The organism is Pantoea sp. PNA 03-3 (assembly GCF_003201175.1).
GTDB classification, from domain to species: domain Bacteria; phylum Pseudomonadota; class Gammaproteobacteria; order Enterobacterales; family Enterobacteriaceae; genus Pantoea; species Pantoea stewartii.
On the sequence record NZ_QICO01000001.1, the window covers coordinates 890,491 to 909,717 of the forward strand.

The following is a 19,227-nucleotide window of genomic DNA, read 5'->3' on the forward strand; positions in this document are numbered from 1 at the left end:
TTGCAGGTATTTTCAGCCCTTAGCGGACTTTCTTTATGGATTATCAGCTCGATCTCAACTGGCCCGATTTTATTCAGCGTTACTGGCAAAAGCGCCCGGTAGTGCTGAAGCGTGGCTTTAAGAATTTTATCGATCCCATTTCGCCGGATGAACTGGCGGGCTTAGCCATGGAAAATGAGGTCGACAGTCGGCTGGTCAGCCAGCCAAACGGAAAGTGGCAGGTCAGCCATGGTCCGTTTGAAAGCTACGATCACCTGGGCGAAAACAACTGGTCACTGCTGGTTCAGGCGGTCAATCACTGGCATGAGCCCTCTGCCGCACTGATGCGCCCTTTCCGCTTTCTGCCGGACTGGCGCATTGACGATCTGATGATCTCGTTCTCCGTGCCCGGCGGCGGCGTGGGTCCGCATTTCGATCAGTACGATGTGTTTATTATTCAGGGCACCGGCCGCCGCCGCTGGCGCGTCGGGGAAAAAGTGCCGATGAAACAGCACTGCCCGCATCCTGACCTACTGCAGGTCGAGCCGTTTGACGCCATTATCGATGAAGAAATGGAACCGGGCGATATTCTCTATATTCCGCCGGGTTTCCCGCATGAAGGCTACTCCCTCGAAAATGCGCTGAACTACTCTGTAGGGTTCCGCGCGCCCAGCGGACGTGAACTCATCAGCGGCTTCGCCGATTATGCGCTGGCCAACGAGCTGGGCAGTCTGCGTTATACCGATCCCGATGTGCCTTCGCGCGACTGCCCGTCGCTAATTTTGCCTGAAGAAGTGGAAGGCTTACGCAAGGTGATGCTGGATGTGGTGAATCAGCCTGCACATTTTGAGCAGTGGCTGGGCGAATTTATTTCACAATCACGCCACGAACTTGACGTTGCGCCACCGGAACCGCCTTATCAGCCCGATGAAATCTATGATGCGCTGCAACAGGGCGATGTATTGTCCCGTCTGGGTGGATTACGCGTCCTGACGCTGGGCGATGCGATTTATATCAACGGCGAGCGCGTCGAATGCGCCGATCCGCGCGTGATGTCCGTGCTGGCACATCGTGATGAAATCACCCTGGATGATCTGGGAGAGGCTCTTGACGATCCGGCCGTGCTGGCGCAGATTGCCGGGCTGATTAACGCGGGTTACTGGTATTTCGGCGCTGAATAAACCGCTGGAGAAGTATTGTTCCCATCCGTTTACGCCGTCTCCTCGCCCGGCCCGGACGAGGAGACGTTGTTTTAACCTTTCTTCTGACCGGCCAGTTCTGCCAGGCGAACGATGACGTCGACAGACTGCGCCATGATGTTCAGCGAGGCAAACTCGTGCTTGCCGTGGTAGTTATAGCCCCCGGTAAACAGGTTTGGACAGGGCAATCCTTTCCATGACAGGGACGAACCGTCCGTACCGCCGCGAATCGGTTTCACCACCGGCTCGATGCCGCAGTCGCGCATCGCCTGCAAGGCCAGATCGATAATGTGCGGGAAAGGTTCGACTTTTTCGCGCATATTGCGGTAGCTGTTGCTGATCTCTACCGTAATACCACAGCCGGGATGCAGGTCTTTATTGATCTCATCCGCAATTTGCTGCAGTGTGCGTTTGCGTTGTTCAAACGCCTCGGTATCAAAATCACGAATGATGTAGTGCAGCTCAGCGTGCTCAACCGTGCCTTTCATCTGGTGCAGATGAAAGAAGCCCTCATAACCGTCTGTCCATTCCGGCTTCTCTTTCGCAGGCAACGCTGCACTGAAACGCGTCGCCAGCTCCAGCGCATTGACCATGACATTTTTCGCAGACCCGGGATGAACATTGTTGCCCACGACTTTCACCAGCGCCGAGGCCGCATTGAAGTTTTCGTATTCAAATTCGCCCAGATCGCTGCCGTCGACGGTATAGGCCCAGTCAGCCGCAAAGCCTTCAACATCGAAATGCGACGTGCCCCGCCCAATCTCTTCGTCTGGGGTAAAGGCAACGCGAATGGCACCGTGCGGAATATCGCCTTCCGCCAGTCTGGCCATGGCCGTCATGATCTCGGCAATGCCCGCTTTATCATCCGCGCCCAGCAGGGTTTTGCCATCGGTGGTGATCAGGGTGTGACCGATAAGCTTATGCAACACGGGGAACATGACCGGTGACAGCACTTCATCACCATTGCCCAACGCGATATCGCCGCCCCGGTAGTTTTCGATGATTTGCGGATTAACATGTTTCGCGGTGAAATCCGGTGAGGTATCCATGTGCGAAATAAAGCCCACCACCGGCGTTGGCCAGTCCACATTGGCCGGTAGCGTGCCCATCACACAACAGTGATCGCTCAGGCTGACATCCACAAAACCCAGGGCCAGCAGTTCTTCCTGCAACTGGCGGGCCAGTACCCACTGACCTTCGCTGCTGGGCACCTGACGTGCCTGCGGTTTTGCCTGCGTCTCTACTGCCACATAACGCAAAAAGCGTTCTAATAGTTGCTTCATATGCCATCCTTAAAATTTACCGCCGGTCATTATTGATAAACCGGCAAGACATCGTGTTGCGTCAAATCATTATCGTTCAGGTTAAGGCTGCCGGGACATATTCCGCACGCCAGACAGCATAAAAAAACGGGCAATCGCTGGTTTTTGCGGCGGTTAACGCAATCCTGCGCTGCATCAGCCAGATTCAGAGTCAAAACCGGGGCGCGCTTTTTCCCACTATCGCGGCCCTTTTCTTTGCTGACAGGCTGCTGGGTCAGCAGACAGAAATATTAATAAGGCAAACACGCACAGCCGTTTCAGGCTCCTGTAACCTTTGTGATGCGCCCCGGGAAGCATCCGGCTGCGCTCAAACATACGGCGGCGGGGTTTAACGCGGCTGAGGATGAGAGGAGGCAGGCAACAGCCGCATGCCGTTCGGAAACCACACGCAGGCCGTTAACACGTGCATCAACAGGCGGCCTGACTCCCTGCCGCCGCTGGGCTGCCGTAAACCCTGAGGCCGGCGTGTGGCGCGACCGTCTTACTGCTGAAAGTGTTTTCTTTCAGGTGTGCGGTGGCATCACACACAAGATTATTTGTGCAGCCCGTGCAACAGCTTATGTACGAAGGCGGGAACCACTTCACTTGCGAGCCCGTAGTGACTTTCGGCAAACTCATTGCCCACCTGACTGGGCTCCAGATTCAGTTCCACCGTGTGCGCGCCTTGCAGCTTCGCCTCATGGACAAAGCCCGCCGCGGGATACACGTGGCCTGAGGTGCCAATGGCAATAAACAGATCGGCCTGTTCCAGCGCCTGGTAGATGTCTTCCATACCCAGCGGCATTTCGCCAAACCAGACGACATGGGGGCGCAGGACAGAGGGAAACTGACAGCAGGTACACCGGTCGTTCTCCGTGACGTCTTCCTGCCAGTCGATCACCTGTCCGCTACTGGCACAGCGCACTTTTAACAATTCGCCGTGCATATGCAGCACACGGCTGTTGCCCGCGCGCTCGTGCAAGTTATCGATATTTTGCGTGACAAGGAAAAAGTTGTCGCCCAGCACCTGTTCCAGTTCTGCCAGCGCCAGATGCGCGGCATTCGGCTGGATCTCGGGCTGCTGAAGCTGCTGACGCCGCGCGTTATAAAAGCGCTGCACCAGCGCCGGATCGCGTCGGAAACCTTCTGGCGTGGCGACATCTTCAACCCGATGCTCTTCCCATAATCCGTCCGCGGCACGAAAGGTCCTGATACCGGATTCGGCGGATATCCCTGCCCCCGTTAACACGACGATGCGCGGCAACGGGTGCGCCGCCAGTTCGGCCTGACGATCGCGTTCGAAAATACGCTGGCGAAAGCGCTGATGCACTTTCCTGCGTGTTTTCTTCAGGCGGGCAAGTCGTATACGGCGACGAGGTGTACGCATAAAGTCTCCTGGTGCGGTGAGTAAAACGTCCGCAGGTCAATCAACAAAGTTTGGGCCAGTTGGCCCGACAATCTAAAGAACAGGGCCGACAGCGCAGCATGAACGGCGCTGTCTGGTACGACTACTGTCCACTCAGGACACGCGCCGGATCGATGCGGCTGGCGCGCCGTGCGGGATACCAACTTGCCAGCAGGCTTAGCACAATAGCGGTAATCAGTACTGAAAACACGTCCAGCCAGTGCAATTCAGACGGCAGGAAGTCGATGAAGTAGATATCGCCAGCTAACAAATGGTGACCGGTCAGCGTTTCCAGACCTTTCATCAGCGATGTCAGATTCAGCGCCACCAGTACACCGACCACCACGCCGCTCACGCTGCCCAGCAGGCCTGCCAGCAGGCCGTACCAGATAAAAATTGCCCGAATCAGGCCATCTTTTGCGCCCAGCGTCCGCAGAACGGCGATATCACTGCTCTTGTCTTTAACGGCCATCACCAGTGTCGACACAATGTTGAAACAGGCGACGCCGATCACCAGCACCATGGCCAGGTACATGATGGCGCGAATCATCTGGATATCGCGGTACATATAACCGTAGGTGCCAATCCAGCTTTTGATATACACGTAAGCGTGCGTCACTTCACCCGCCGCGCGCACCAGTTTGGCCGCCTGGAAGGGATCGTTCATCTTCAGCGCGATGCCGGTCACGCTGTCACCCATATCCAGATACTGCTGCGCGTCCGCCAGCGGCACCAGAGCCAGGCTATGATCCAGCATTCCGCTCAGCTGCAAAATACCGCTCACCTGCAGGCGAATACGTTTGGGTTGCAGGAGCTTATTCTCACCGTCGTTGTTCGGGATCATGATGGTGATCCAGTCGCCCTGCTTCACGTTGAGCGCCTTTGCGATACCACCACCGAGGATGATTTGTTGTTTCCCTGCCGCAAAGGATGACCAGGCATTGTCGGTGACAAAAGAAGGTAAGGCACTCAGCCGTGGCTCCTGTGCCGGATCCACGCCTTTCACCTGCAACGCTTCCATCTTCGCGCCACTTTCAATCAGGCCGGTAAAGTTGACATAGGGCGCGGCAGCCGCGATGCCAGGCACCTGCTCAATCGGCGCGATCAATGACTGCCAGCGCTGAAAAGGCTGATTAACGGCTTCGATTTCACCGTGCGGGACCACGGCAAGAATGCGTTTATTCAGCTCACGCTCGAAGCCGTTCATGGCGCTCAGGCCAATGATCAGCACCGCAACGCCGAGTGCAATGCCCACGGTGGAAATCACCGAGATCAGCGACACCATGCCGCCGCGACGACGGCCACGGCTAAAACGCAGCCCCAGTAACAGTGATAGCGACGATCCCATCAGACCGCTCCCGCCAGGATAATCTGATCGCTGAGCTGGCCGTCGCGCATTTCCATCTGACGCGTCATGCGTTTTGCCAGATGCAGATCGTGGGTGACCACCAGAAACGCCGTGCCCTGACGCACATTCAGCTCCCCCAGCAGTTCAAAAATGGCATCCGCATTGCGGGCATCCAGGTTACCGGTGGGCTCATCAGCCATGACCAGGCGGGGACGATTCACCAGCGCACGGGCAATCGCCACGCGCTGACGTTCACCACCAGACAGTTCAGACGGACGATGGGCGGCGCGGTGTTCCAGCCCGACGGCGGCCAGCATTTCCCGCGCGCGTGCCTCGGCTTCGCCTTTAGCGGTTTTGCCAATCAGCAGTGGCATCGCGACGTTTTCCAGCGCGCTAAAGTCGGGCAGCAGGTGGTGAAACTGGTAGATAAAGCCCAGTTCGCGGTTACGCAGTTCGGCCTTATCAGAAGAAGACATGCTGTTCAGCGAACGTCCGTCAAACACCACATCGCCCGCAGTGGGCGTATCCAGCCCGCCCAGCAGGTGCAGCAGGGTACTTTTTCCTGACCCTGAACTGCCGACAATCGCCATCAGTTCACCAGGTTGCACATCAAAATTCACGTTGCGCAGTACGTCGGTCTGTACGCTGCCTTCCTGATAGCGTTTGCACAGGTCGCGGCACTGCAACAAAGGAGAGTTACTCATAGCGTAAAGCCTCAGCGGGTTGTACGGCGGCAGCGCGCCATGAAGGGTAAAGCGTAGAAAGCAGCGCAATCACCATTGCGCTGAAGGCGATAGTCACCACCTGCCACAGATTAATATCCACAGGCAGCGCGGCACCGTCCAAAAACAGGCCAATGACCGGCATCAGGTTATTAAGCTGGCTGGCTAACAGGACGCCAAGCAGCGCCCCGAGCAACGTGCCAATAATCCCGGCACTGGCACCCTGCACCATAAAAACGGCGACAATCTGACGGCGGGTTAATCCCTGGGTTTGCAGAATGGCCACTTCACCCTGCTTCTCCATGATCAGCAGGCCCAGCGAGGTGATGATATTGAAGGCCGCAACGGCAATGATCAGGCTCAGCAGCAGCCCCATCATGTTTTTCTCCATACGCACGGCCTGGAATAAATCCCCTTTGCGTTCGCGCCAGTCTTTCCAGACCATGCCCGCGGGCAGAGCCTGTTGGCTCACGCTGTCAACCTCAAGCGGCTTATCCAGCCACAGACGCCAGCCGGTAATATTGCCCGCGGGATAGCGCATAATGCGCGACGCATCCTGCTGGTTAACCAGAATCTGATAGCCATCAACTTCGCTGTTAGCCGCATACGTGCCCGCCACGGTAAACAGGCGCTGGCTCGGCACGCGCCCCATGGGCGTGAACTGGCTGACGGACGGCACCATCAGGCGGATCTGATCACCCCGTTTCACGCCCAGCTGCGAGGCCAGTTGTTCGCCCAGGATGACGTTATACTGACCGGGCTGTAACACGCTTTGCGGCGTGTTAACGAGAAAAGGCGTCAGGGGATCCTTTTCGTCCGGCTGGATCCCCAGCATCACCCCGACTGAGACGTTGTGTGCACTTTGCAGCACCACATTACCGGTGGTCAGCGGCGCGATGCGGTCAACGCCGTTGAGCTTGAGCGCAGAGGCAGGGAATTGCTGCGGATTGATGCTGCCCGTGTTGCTGGTGATCAGCGCCTGTGGCATCAGGCCCAGGATGTTGCCCTCAAGCTCGCGCTCGAAACCGTTCATCACAGACAGCACAGTAATCATGGCCAGCACGCCAAGCGTGATACCAATGGTGGAGAGCCAGGAGACAAAGCGACCGAAACGATCCGCTGCTCTTCCGCGCATGTAGCGCAGACCGATAAATAGCGCGACAGGTTGATACATGGTATCCAATGTGCAGTTGCTGGAAAATAAGTAGAGAGGATGATAAAGGAGCTGTGCACTTTATGAAACCTCTAACCCTCTGAGTCTGCTGCAAAGTTGTATCAGAATAGGTTAGCAGACGGTTTGATGCACAGGATTAAGCCACAAAGATGATGTTTATCGTACGATCATCCACGCCCCACATCGGTATACTTATTCGGGTAAAGCGGTGACGGCTATGACCGTGACTCTGATGTACCCGATTCACTTTCCTGCGAGCCCTGTTCGCAAAAAAGATTTACACACAGCAACCCTTCTGCATCGCCTGCATCAGGCGAAGCGGCAGAAAAAATCTGCCGCAGAGGTGATCCCCATGGCGTATTATGGAATGATGACGCCCTGGTAAAAATGGAGCAACCTCGAGATCACATGTCCGAACCGACTCGCTATACCCTGCCCGTGAAATCAGGCGACCAACGCCTGCTCGGTCAGCTGACTGGCGCTGCGCACGCGGTTGAGTGTGCCAGCATCACTGAGCGCCATGCAGGTCCGGTGTTAATGATTACACCCGATACGCAAACCGCCCTGCGTCTGCTGGACGAGATTCGTCAGTTTACCGATTTACCTGTTACCCACCTTGCGGACTGGGAAACGCTGCCTTATGACAGCTTCTCACCCCACCAGGATATTATCTCGGCACGTCTGTCCACCCTGTATCAGTTGCCCACGCTGCAACGCGGCATGCTGATTATGCCGGTCAACACGCTGATGCAGCGTGTTTGTCCTCACAGCTACCTGCACGGTCATGCGCTGGTGATGCAGCAGGGCCAGAAACTGTCACGCGACCGCCTGCGCGACCAGCTTGAACAGGCCGGCTATCGCCATGTCGATCAGGTGATGGAGCACGGCGAGTACGCCACACGCGGCGCCCTGCTCGATCTGTTCCCGATGGGCAGTGATCAGCCCTACCGTATCGATTTTTTTGATGACGAGATCGACAGCCTGCGCCTGTTTGATGTCGACAGCCAGCGAACGCTGGAAGCCGTTCCCGCCATTAATTTGCTGCCGGCCCATGAATTTCCCAGCGATAAAACAGCCATTGAACTGTTCCGTAGCCGCTGGCGTGAAAACTTTGATGTGCGCCGTGAGGCAGAGCATATTTATCAGCAGGTAAGCAAAGGCACCCTGCCGGCCGGTATTGAATACTGGCAACCGCTGTTCTTCGACCAGCCGTTACCGTCGCTGTTTAGCTATCTGCCTGACAACACGTTGATCGTGAACTGTGGCGATCTGGAAGGCTGTGCCGAGCGCTTCTGGCAGGATGCGAATGCGCGTTACGAAAACCGCCGTGTCGATCCCATGCGCCCGCTGCTGGAGCCGACCACGCTGTGGCTGCGCCCGGATGCCTTAATGGGGGAACTCAAAGCCTGGCCGCGTATCCGTATGACCCATGAGGTGCTACCGGCCCGGGCCGCCAATACCAACCTGGGCTATGAATCCCTGCCCGATCTGTCCGTTCAGGCGCAGGCGAAAGCGCCGCTGGATCATTTACGTCAGTTCCTGGAACAGTTTACCGGTGACGTGGTGTTTTCCGTTGAAAGCGAAGGCCGCCGTGAAAGCCTGCAGGAGTTGCTGGCGCGCATTAAAGTACGGCCGAAACCCATTCGTCATCTGCGCGAGGCGCGTGACGCACAGTATGGTCTGATGATCGGTGCCAGCGAGCGGGGCTTTGTGGATACGCAGGGGAAGCTGGCTTTCATCTGTGAAAGCGATTTGCTGGGCGAACGCATCAGCCGCCGCCGCCAGGATACGCGCCGCACCATTAATCCGGACATCCTGATTCGCAACCTGGCGGAACTGCATCCGGGCCAGCCTGTGGTGCACCTTGAACACGGCGTCGGGCGCTACATCGGCCTGACCACGCTGGAAGCCGGTGGCATTCAGGCAGAGTATTTGATGCTCTCCTATGCCAATGACGCCAAGTTGTACGTCCCGGTTTCCTCCCTGCATCTTATCAGTCGTTATGCCGGCGGTGCCGACGAAAATGCACCGCTGCATAAACTGGGCAGCGATGCCTGGTCGCGCGCGCGGCAGAAAGCGGCGGAGAAAGTGCGCGACGTGGCCGCTGAACTGCTGGATATCTATGCTCAGCGTGCCGCCAAGGCCGGGTTTGCCTTCAAACATGACCGTGAGCAGTATCAACTGTTCTGCGAAAGTTTTCCGTTTGAAACCACACCCGATCAAACCCAGGCCATCAATGCCGTGTTAAGTGACATGTGCCAGCCGCTGGCCATGGATCGTCTGGTGTGCGGTGATGTGGGCTTTGGTAAAACCGAAGTTGCCATGCGCGCGGCCTTCCTGGCGGTGGAGAACAACAAGCAGGTGGCGGTGCTGGTTCCCACCACCCTGCTGGCTCAGCAGCATTACGATAATTTCCGTGACCGCTTCGCTAACTGGCCGGTGCGCATCGAAATGCTGTCACGCTTCCGTAGCGCCAAAGAGCAGAATCAGATTTTGCAGGAGGCCAGCGAAGGCAAAATTGATGTGCTGATTGGCACTCACAAACTATTGATGAGCGACATTAAGTGGCACGATCTGGGCTTACTGATCGTCGATGAAGAACACCGCTTTGGCGTGCGTCATAAAGAGCGCATCAAGGCGATGCGCGCCGATGTGGATATCCTTACGCTGACCGCCACGCCGATTCCCCGTACGCTGAATATGGCCATGAGCGGGATGCGCGACCTGTCCATCATCGCCACGCCACCCGCGCGTCGTCTGGCCGTAAAAACCTTTGTACGGGAATACGACGACTTAGTGATTCGCGAAGCCATTTTGCGTGAAATTTTGCGCGGTGGTCAGGTCTATTACCTGTATAACGATGTCGAAAATATCGAGAAAGCCTCGCAGCGGCTGGCGGAACTGGTGCCGGAAGCGCGCATTGCCATTGGTCACGGACAGATGCGCGAACGCGATCTGGAACGGGTGATGAATGACTTCCATCATCAGCGTTTCAATGTTCTGGTATGTACCACCATCATCGAAACCGGCATTGATATTCCGACGGCGAATACCATCATTATTGAACGGGCCGATCACTTCGGGCTGGCACAGCTACATCAGTTGCGTGGTCGCGTGGGCCGGTCGCACCATCAGGCTTATGCCTGGCTGCTGACCCCACATCCCAAAGCCATGACGACCGACGCGCAAAAACGTCTGGAAGCCATCGCCTCCCTGGAAGATCTGGGGGCAGGCTTTGCGCTGGCTACGCACGATCTCGAAATTCGGGGTGCCGGTGAACTGCTGGGTGAAGAGCAAAGTGGTCAGATGGAAACCCTGGGCTTCTCGCTGTACATGGAACTGCTGGAAAATGCGGTCGATGCATTGAAAGCCGGTCGCGAGCCTTCGCTGGAAGATCTCACCAGTAGCCAGACCGAAGTGGAACTGCGCATGCCTGCCCTGCTGCCGGAAGACTTTATTCCGGACGTGAATACCCGTTTATCGCTGTATAAACGCGTAGCCAGTGCCGAAACGGAAGAGGAGTTGCAGGAGCTGAAGGTGGAAATGATCGATCGCTTCGGTCTGTTACCCGATCCGGCGCGTAATCTGCTGGACATCGCCGTGCTGCGCATGAAAGCGCGAGCGGTGGGCGTGCGCAAAATTGAAGCCAGCGACAAAGGCGGTTATTTTGATTTTGCTCCGCAGAACAGTGTCGATCCGGCCTGGCTCATTGGTCTGCTGCAGAAAGATGCAAAGCAGTGGAAACTGGAAGGTCCGACACGGTTACGCTTTACCCGTGAGCTGACGGAACGAAAGGTGCGCATGGACTGGGTGCAGTCATTTATGAACCAGTTACTGGAAAATCAGGTCGCGTCTTAACCTCGCTTATCGTTTTGCTTCATTGTGCTGACAAGCCGCCTTACGGCGGCTTTTTTTATGGTTGGCTGAGAAGTGCGTTTCATGCGCCTGTTTCCGCCGCCACGCTTTTCATCAGGAGCGTGCATTCATGCCGTGGTGTCAGACAGGCTTTTTATGCGGATCACGCGGTGACTGACGTCGGCCAATCAACAGCGCGCCAAGGCAGGCACAGGACGTGACCAGCATCAGGGGCGTCAGCGCATAGGTAAAACTCCCCGTGCTGGTGCGAATTAAGCCGATTAGCCAGGTGCCCACAAACACGCCCAGATTATTAAGGGCGTTGATTTGCCCGATGACCACAGCCGCCGCGCTGGCGGGGATCATCTCGGTTGCCATCGCCCAGAACGGGCCCTTAATCATCGACGCTGCGGTAATGGTCAGGCATAGCACCATCAGCATCGGCCAGAGATGGGTAACATACATGCTGGCCGCAAGACCAGTCGCTCCCAGCAATAACGGAAAAGCGGTGTGCAGACGACGCTCGCCTGTCTGGTCAGAGTGACGTCCCCACAGATACATCGCCAGGCTCGCCACCGCGAACGGAATGGCATTGACTAAGCCAATCTGAATAACGCTCAGGTTAAAGGTTTTAATGATTTGAGGTTGCCATAATGCCAGACCATTGGTAACGGCGGTTCCGCCCAGATAAATAAGCGTCAGCAGCAGCACGCGCGGACTGAACAACGTGGCGAACAGGCTGACGCGCGGAGTTGTCGGGGCGGTACTTTTCTGCTCTTCCGCCATCGTATGGCGTAACCAGCTGCTTTCCTGCGGGCTCAGCCATTTAGCCTCCAGAGGCTGCTTCGGCAACATCAGAAAAGTCAGGAAGCCCAGCGCGACAGCCGGCGCACCTTCAAGGATAAATAACCAATGCCAGCCACGCAGGTTCATCAGGCCATCGAAATTAAGCAGTGCGGCGGACAGTGGTGAACCCAGCACGCTGGACACCGGCAGCGCCATCATCAGGATGGCCACCATTTGTCCGCGATAACGTTTGGGAAAACAAAGCGTAAAGTAATAAATGACGCCCGGGAAAAAGCCGGCTTCCGCGATCCCCAGTAAAAACCGGAGAAGATAAAAAGATACCGGGCCCTGCGCCATTGACATGCCCGCCGCCAGCAATCCCCATGCAATCATGACGGCAGACAGCCAGCGGGTTGCGCCCACTTTTGTCATCACCATATTGCAGGGCACGGCGAAAAGGCAGTAGGCAAAGAAAAACAGCCCTGCACCCAGGCCGTATGCGGCAGCGGATAAGCCGATGTCGCCATTCATTTGTAATGCCGCAAAGCCGACGTTGACGCGGTCAAGGGACGCCAGAAAATAGCCTACCGTAAACAGCGGCATCAGCCGCCATGCCATCTTGCGCACCGTGCTGTGCTCGACTGAGGTGTTATCACGCATTGAACTGTTCCCTTTTACTTTTGCACCGAAGCAAACCGGTTTTGTTATCAACGGTTAGCCTGCTTTCTCAATGCATTTGATAAGAAAGAGTAATTAAGCGTAATGCTCTTTCCCTGACTGTGCACTTTGTTCTAAATATGTAAAAATCCAGCAAGTAATGTGTTACAAAAACTGTCCTGACGTGACTGTCTGTGAATCGCGTGAATGAAAATGTCAGCCTGACGCCGCCGCTTTAACGCAGTCATATTTACCGGGCAGCCGGGATCTGATGCATAAGGTCAGCCATGCACGGCGAGCAGCCTGGAAGAGGCTATCGTTCGGTTGCGCGCTTTAGCGTTCGGATAAGCAAAAAAAAGCGCATCCGGAGATGCGCTTATCATTTTTGTTATGTGTGCTGTGTGACCGCAGTGCGGCAAGCTTTGCCCTTAAGCCTTGTCGCCGTTCAGGATCAATTGTCCGTTACGGTCAACCGGAATACGCGTACCCGGATCGTTTTCCATACGGATTTTACCCTGCTGGTCGCCGATCTTGTAGGTTACGTCATAACCCAGCATCTTTTCTTGTTTGTCGTATACGGTTCTGCAACGCTGTTCAGACGTCGTATAGGTATCACGATCCTGCAGGCCGCCCTGAACCTGATTACCGGCATAACCGCCTGCCAGCGCACCGGCTACCGTTGCGACATCGCGTCCGCGACCGCCGCCAAACTGATGACCCAGCACACCGCCCGCTACCGCACCCAGTACTGAACCGGCGATACGGTTTTCATCCTGAACCGGACGACGATGCGTCAGCGTCACGTTACGACATTCCTGACGCGGTTGTTTGATAGATTCTTTTATTGGTGTTGCTGACAGCACCTGTGCGTATTGAGGACCGCGGTCAAACACGTTAATGCTTGCTACGGCGGCAACACCCAGTGCCGCTGCCACGCCAATACCGATACCCGCTAACATTGATTTATTCACAGGAAGTTCCTCCTGAAAGTGTTACCGCGCATTCCTGCCGCTGGATATCCCTCACAGCACTGGCAGAACCGGCGTGCGCGACTCGCCGTTTGGTTGAGATAAGTTTTACAGATGTAAAGCTTTTGCAATATCGGAATTTGGGAAGAAAATCGCGCCAACAGTGGTACTACCACGTTTTCGGAGAGTTCTGAACAGAAATGACAGCGTAAAATCGTGCGCGGGTTTCGCCACCGGAACAGCACCGGTGGCGAAGTCAGGCGAATCCGCCCCGTACTCTTAGTGCAGTTTCAGCCGGGGGCGAATCACCCGGTTCAGGCTCCCCACCACCATCATCAGGCCAGTTTTGATATAGCCATGCAGGGCGACCTGATGCATGCGGTACAGGGAGATATAGACAACACGGGCGATGCGCCCTTCAATCATCATAGAGCCGCGCATCAGGTTGCCCATCAGGCTTCCCACCGTACTAAAGCGCGACAGCGACACCAGCGAGCCGTGGTCTTTATAGACGTAGGCTTTCAACGGCTTGCCCCGGTACTGCAGCAGGATGTTATCCAGCGCACAGGACGCCATCTGATGAGCTGACTGCGCACGCGGTGGCACGAATCCGCCACCCGGCAAGGCACAGGAGGCACAGTCGCCGATAGCGTAGATATCCTCATCCAACGTGGTTTGCAGCGTGTCTTTGACCACCAGCTGATTAATGCGATTCGTTTCCAGTCCACCGATGCCTTTCATAAAATCAGGCGCTTTGATGCCCGCTGCCCAGACCATTAAATCGGCTTCGATAAATTCGCCGCTCTTCGTGTGCAGGCCCTGCTTATCTGCGCTGGTGACCATCGTTTGTGTCAGCACGCGAACACCCAGCTTTGACAGTTCCTGATGGGCCGCAGCCGAAATACGCGGTGGTAAGGCTGGCAGGATACGTTCGCCCGCTTCCACCAGCGTTACGTTCAGCGCTTCACTGTCGAGCGCCTTATAGCCATAGCTGTGCAGTTGCTTCACGGCATTATGCAGCTCCGCCGACAGCTCAACGCCTGTTGCTCCGCCCCCGACGATGGCGATATTGACCTTCTCCAGCGCCCCTTCACTGGCCGAGAATTTCAGGAACAGGTTGAGCATTTCGTTATGGAAACGGCGAGCCTGTTGCGGGTTATCGAGAAAAATGCAGTGATCTTTGACGCCCGGCGTCCCAAAGTCGTTTGAGGTACTGCCCAGCGCCATCACCAGCGTGTCGTAGGCCAGTTCGCGCTCGGGCACTAACACGTCCCCCTGCGCATTGACCACTTCGGCCAGCTGAATCACTTTCTTTTCGCGGTTGATGTTAGTGAGCGAACCCAGCTGGAACTGGAAACCGTGATTACGGGCATGCGCCAGATAACTCAGCGCATCAATCCCTTCATCCATCGATCCGGTAGCGACTTCATGCAGCAGCGGCTTCCACAAGTGACTGTGGTTGCGATCGACCAGAATAATCTCGGCTTTCTTTTTACGCCCCAGCTTGTGGCCCAGTTGCGTGGCCATTTCCAGCCCGCCGGCACCGCCGCCAACAATAACAATTTTCTTAACAGATGCAGTCAACAAGGACCCCCTCAAATTGTGAACCAAAAGTTAATCAATGGTTAAATTAAACCTTAATAAACATAGGGTTGGCGACATAACATCGCTATCTGAAGGCAGAATACCATGACGGCCCCGGATGGGCCTCAGAAAATTGATGTACATCAAATTTAGCAGACTGTTCCTGGCATAAAGCCCGGCATCGTGCGGTTGCCGCGTTGTGTTACACGGTGGTTTTGAAGGCGTTGATTCGCTGGAGATGGGGCGAGAGATTCCTGAACTTATGGCTTTCGCTTTCGTCCCAGATAAGGGGGTAATAGGGCTGGAGCAGCGTCGCGGTGCGCTGGCTGTCAAGCGCCTCATCATGACGCGCTAAAATGGTCAGGCAGCGGTCACGATTACGCTCGCGAAAATCGCTGACGCACTTGGTGGCTATATCCAGGTACTCTTCAGGACGATCAATCCTGCCTTCCATGGTCTCGAAGGGAAAGAGGTTGGGATTAAACAGGACCTGACGGATACCGCATAAAAAACCAATACGCTCGGACCAGTAGCCTCCTAAGCCGACCCCGCAGATCAGCGGACGGGGATCATCACTGAGGCCCAGCATTTTATCCGTTTCTTTCAGCAGAAATTGCATGTCATGTTTAGGATGACGGGTGCTGTAACTAATGAGTCTGACATCAGGATCGATAAACTGCAGTTGCAACACCTTTTCGTGGTTGCCCGGGCTCGTCGCGTCAAAACCGTGCAGATAAATAATCATGTTTATCCTCTATGGCTGTCGCGCCGGGCAACCTGATGGCTATAACGCGGCTTTATGTGCCAGCCAGCGCGCCTGTAGCGCACTGAGCTGCTGCGCATTGTCTTTCCAGCGGCGACTCGCTTTCAGGCTCTCCCGGCTCAGGGTTCCACGATGATACAACTGCATGACAGGCTCCGCTTCGATCAGGGTCAAATTATCTATGACACTGACGGCGCCCTTGCGATCGTTACAAACCAGAACCATGTCACAACCGGCAGACAGTGACTGCTGCGCACGCTCCGCATAGCTGCCCATCACGGCGGCACCTTCCATGGAGAGATCGTCAGAGAAAATAACGCCCTTAAAGCCCAGTTCCTGGCGTAACACCGTTTTCAGCCAGTAGGGTGATCCGCTGGCAGGAAGCGGGTCCGCTTCGCTGTAGATCACATGGGCAGGCATAATGGCATCCAGCGCCTGTTCATGAATCAGCGTACGGAAAATGGCCATATCGTGCTCGCGCACCTCGGCTTCACGGCGATTGTCGCGCGGGGTTTCTTTATGGGAATCTGCGCTGACCGCACCATGACCGGGAAAATGCTTACCGGTCGTCTTCATTCCCGCCTCATGCATACCGGCAATAAAGCGGCGCGCTATCGCGAGGGCGATCTGCGGATCCGCGTGAAATGACCGGTCGCCAATGGCCGCACTGATGTGGCCGATATCCAGCACCGGCGCAAAGCTGATGTCGATATCCATCGCTATCATTTCGGCGGCCATCTGCCAGCCTGCCTGCTGGGCCAACTCCCCTGCCGTGCTCATATCGTGGAGCGCAGCAAATGACTGCATCGCCGGTAGTGTGGTGAAGCCGTCACGAAAACGCTGTACCCGACCACCTTCCTGATCGACGGCCACAACCAGACGAGTGTGCGACGCGGCGCGGATCTGACGGACCAGCTCGGCCAGTTGCGCCGGATCGTGGTAATTGCGGGCAAAAAGAATCACGCCACCCACCAGCGGATGGCGCAGTATGTCGCGCTCTTCGGCATCCAGCTCGAAACGTTCAACGTCCAGCATGAGTGGGCCGGGAAAACGTGTTGTCATAACCTGTATCCTGTCTCTCTGCGCCTCTGCGCAAAGCCGTTAAATCTGTGACCAGCTCTGTTGAGCCAGCTGTTGTAATTGGGCATCGCCACTCTGTTCTGCGCGCAGTTGATACCAGCTGGCCACTAGCAGGTGCAGCCATGGTTGCCAGCGACGAACCTGACGCTGAAGTGAAGCCAGCGGTAACTGCATCCGCTCAGCATAGTCGGTTAGCCAACCGGTTTGCTGATCCGGCACGGCTAAACAGACGGCGGCCAGCTCCAGCGCCACATCCCCGTCCGCGGCATATTCCCAGTCGATAAGATGCAGTCCCTGCGATGACTGGATCAGGTTGGCAGGATGAACATCCATATGCAGCGGGGCAAGGCGCAACGGACGCGGCTCACCCTGCCCTGTCAGCCGTTTTAGCTGGCGCAGCCAGCAATACTGACGCTGCTGGCACTGCTGCCAGTATTGCCACAGCAGGGGTAACAGCACGACACGATAACCGGTCAGCGGCTGGTGATGAAGCCGCTGGAGGAGCGTAATCACCTCGTACCGCTGTGCACGAAAACCCGCCTCATCCAGCACCTCACCTTCCTGCCAGGGCAGGATAAGGCCATGGCGGTTACCCGCCAGCGGCGCGTTCACCAGCCCGCTGGGCTGCAACTTGCGCAACACACGGTGCTCGCGCTGGCGATTAACGAACGGTATCGCGGGATGCGGTGCCGGGCGGAGAAGATAGCGTCCCTGTGCGGTCAGGATGCGACAACTCTGCCCGGTTAAGCCCGCGAGTGAGGTCAGGTTGCCCGGCGGCTCACCCGTTGTAGCCTGAATCAGCTGTAAAAAAGCGGCATTAATTCTGGGCGACACCGTTGCCCGACCAGATAATTTCGCCCGTCTGCACCAGCATGAGCTGCATCTGGATGGTCGGCGTTTTGACGTCACCCTTCGCCGTGCTGTAAAGCACATACTGGGCGTTAACGTTACGCGCCAGGCCAATCGCTTTACTGCGTGAGTTAAGACTGTCGTCCGGCGAAAGCCCCAGCGCCTGTTTGGCCTGCGCCAGCTGCTCCGGCGACACCAGGCTGAACTTACCATTGTTGTTCAGCGCCGTCTGAATGGCACTGGTTGCCTTCTCCGACTGGAGTGAACCGTTAGTGTTGTTTTTGATACGATCAACCAACAGCACGCTGCCCGGCTGCACAGTTGCGGCACGCACCATTTGGGCGACCAGCGGCTGTACGGTGGCATCCCAGTTAATTGTCACCAGCTTTGGCGGCTGCGGAACGGGTTGAGGCTGAGGAACCGGCTGCGGCTCAGGCTGAGGAACGGGCTGAGTCTGTTCCTCGGGCTGAGTTTGCTGTTCCACGGGGGCAGGCTGCTGCTGTTTCAACACACAGCCCGAAAGAATAAGCGCCATCATCAGTGCGCCAGTACGATTAACACTGCGAATCACGTAACAGTCCTCAGAGATAGATATAGAGACGAACCTTGCTGGCCGTCAGGTTACCCAGTTGCGACACCGCAGCGACGCTGCCGTCAGGCGGCACCGTGACAATCTGCGCGGGTTCACGCGGCGTTATTTCCAGCCCTTTATCGTCGTACCAGTAATAACGATAGTGCACCACAACCGGCGTTTCACGCTGATTGTAGAGTATGCTGCTGGCACGTTTCTGACCGTCGTGGTCATCCAGCGTGGGCTCATCGGTAATAATGCCCGCTGAAAGCACGGATGATTCCATCACCAGCGACTGAGACGTATTGATCATCGGTTTATCACTACTGCAACCGGTCAGACTCAGCAAAACGGCCAGTCCTGTCAGCCATGAACGCATAGCAAGGTCCCCTTCAGGGATCAATGTGACAGCATCGGACCAAGCGGTTTACCGCCCACCAGATGCATATGAATATGATAAACTTCCTGACCACCGTGCTGATTGCAGTTGACGATCAGGCGATAACCCTCTTTATCAATCCCTTCTTCACGCGCAATCTTCGCCGCCGCCGTGAACATTCGGCCAAGCGCCTGCTCATGTGCCGCCTCAACATCGTTGGCGGTCGGGATAAGAATGTTAGGGACAATCAGGATGTGCGTGGGGGCTTTAGGCGAGATATCGCGAAACGCCGTGACGAGTTCATCCTGATAAACCACGTCGGCGGGAATTTCGCGACGGATGATTTTACTGAAAATCGTTTCTTCAGCCATAGAGAGCAGTTCCTTTAGCCTGGGTAGATAATCTCTCAGTATGCGGGAGAAATTCGTTTTCTTTCAACCTCGCGCCGCTCTTTCTTACATTAAGTGGCGGTGTTTAACGCATTTCCGCCCTTGTAAGGACACGAAACGGGCCTTTCCATTTTTATCACCCCACAGTCAGTGTCGTCTCCTTTCCTGCAGCCTGCCGGGTAATGAAACGATCACGTATCTCTGGTTTTCACGCGCAG

The 19,227-nt window shown here is 56.1% G+C and carries 16 protein-coding genes; 2 read left to right on the plus strand and 14 right to left on the minus strand.

The annotated features are described in order from the left end of the window. The first annotated feature begins 35 nt into the window (after positions 1-35). A complete protein-coding gene (locus tag C7433_RS04135; protein WP_006118859.1) occupies positions 36-1,160 on the plus strand; it encodes a cupin domain-containing protein in 1,125 nt (374 codons plus the stop codon). A gap of 71 nt (positions 1,161-1,231) precedes the next feature. Here C7433_RS04135 and pepT read toward each other — a convergent pair whose 3' ends face one another. The 5 genes from pepT to lolC form a co-directional block, all read right to left on the minus strand. Then, positions 1,232-2,461, minus strand: coding sequence for a peptidase T (gene pepT, locus C7433_RS04140; protein WP_039341051.1), 1,230 nt, complete (start codon positions 2,459-2,461; stop codon positions 1,232-1,234). A 571-nt stretch (positions 2,462-3,032) separates the two neighbouring features. Next, a complete protein-coding gene (gene cobB / locus C7433_RS04145) occupies positions 3,033-3,866 on the minus strand; it encodes a Sir2 family NAD+-dependent deacetylase (protein ID WP_033737540.1) in 834 nt (277 codons plus the stop codon). 121 nt (positions 3,867-3,987) lie between these two features. Next, positions 3,988-5,232, minus strand: a complete 1,245-nt coding sequence (lolE, locus tag C7433_RS04150; RefSeq protein WP_033737541.1) for a lipoprotein-releasing ABC transporter permease subunit LolE — start codon at positions 5,230-5,232, stop codon at positions 3,988-3,990. After that, on the minus strand, positions 5,232-5,936 hold the full coding sequence (lolD, locus tag C7433_RS04155; RefSeq protein ID WP_110267675.1) for a lipoprotein-releasing ABC transporter ATP-binding protein LolD: 705 nt from the start codon (positions 5,934-5,936) through the stop codon (positions 5,232-5,234). The genes lolE and lolD overlap by 1 nt, the downstream gene beginning before the upstream one ends. Then, positions 5,929-7,128 (minus strand): lipoprotein-releasing ABC transporter permease subunit LolC, encoded by a 1,200-nt coding sequence (gene lolC / locus C7433_RS04160; protein ID WP_033737765.1) that lies wholly within the window; start codon positions 7,126-7,128, stop codon positions 5,929-5,931. The genes lolD and lolC overlap by 8 nt, the downstream gene beginning before the upstream one ends. A 408-nt stretch (positions 7,129-7,536) precedes the next feature. Here lolC and mfd point away from each other — a divergent pair, with 408 nt between their 5' ends. Next, entirely contained in the window at positions 7,537-10,986 is a 3,450-nt protein-coding gene (gene mfd, locus C7433_RS04165; RefSeq protein ID WP_110267676.1) for a transcription-repair coupling factor, read from the plus strand. 138 nt (positions 10,987-11,124) lie between these two features. On the opposite strand, the gene C7433_RS04170 is transcribed toward mfd, so the two are convergent. The 9 genes from C7433_RS04170 to hinT form a co-directional block, all read right to left on the minus strand. Continuing rightward, positions 11,125-12,429, minus strand: coding sequence for an MFS transporter (locus tag C7433_RS04170; protein ID WP_054634168.1), 1,305 nt, complete (start codon positions 12,427-12,429; stop codon positions 11,125-11,127). Between the two features lie 425 nt (positions 12,430-12,854). After that, positions 12,855-13,397, minus strand: coding sequence for a glycine zipper 2TM domain-containing protein (locus tag C7433_RS04175; protein WP_033737545.1), 543 nt, complete (start codon positions 13,395-13,397; stop codon positions 12,855-12,857). 276 nt (positions 13,398-13,673) lie between these two features. After that, the gene (locus C7433_RS04180; RefSeq protein WP_039341063.1) at positions 13,674-14,978 is read right to left on the minus strand and encodes an NAD(P)/FAD-dependent oxidoreductase; all 1,305 of its coding nucleotides are present in this window, start codon (positions 14,976-14,978) and stop codon (positions 13,674-13,676) included. 202 nt (positions 14,979-15,180) lie between these two features. Next, positions 15,181-15,723 (minus strand): alpha/beta hydrolase YcfP, encoded by a 543-nt coding sequence (gene ycfP / locus C7433_RS04185; protein WP_006118847.1) that lies wholly within the window; start codon positions 15,721-15,723, stop codon positions 15,181-15,183. A 39-nt stretch (positions 15,724-15,762) separates the two neighbouring features. Next, positions 15,763-16,803, minus strand: coding sequence for a beta-N-acetylhexosaminidase (gene nagZ / locus C7433_RS04190; protein ID WP_039341068.1), 1,041 nt, complete (start codon positions 16,801-16,803; stop codon positions 15,763-15,765). A gap of 39 nt (positions 16,804-16,842) precedes the next feature. Then, the gene (gene thiK, locus C7433_RS04195; RefSeq protein ID WP_110267677.1) at positions 16,843-17,655 is read right to left on the minus strand and encodes a thiamine kinase; all 813 of its coding nucleotides are present in this window, start codon (positions 17,653-17,655) and stop codon (positions 16,843-16,845) included. Continuing rightward, positions 17,639-18,241, minus strand: coding sequence for a penicillin-binding protein activator LpoB (gene lpoB, locus C7433_RS04200; protein WP_039341074.1), 603 nt, complete (start codon positions 18,239-18,241; stop codon positions 17,639-17,641). The genes thiK and lpoB overlap by 17 nt, the downstream gene beginning before the upstream one ends. Before the next feature lie 10 nt (positions 18,242-18,251). Next, positions 18,252-18,620, minus strand: a complete 369-nt coding sequence (locus C7433_RS04205; RefSeq protein ID WP_033737550.1) for a YcfL family protein — start codon at positions 18,618-18,620, stop codon at positions 18,252-18,254. Positions 18,621-18,640: 20 nt separating this feature from the next. Beyond that, on the minus strand, positions 18,641-18,991 hold the full coding sequence (gene hinT, locus C7433_RS04210; protein ID WP_006118842.1) for a purine nucleoside phosphoramidase: 351 nt from the start codon (positions 18,989-18,991) through the stop codon (positions 18,641-18,643). Between the last annotated feature and the right edge of the window lie 236 nt (positions 18,992-19,227).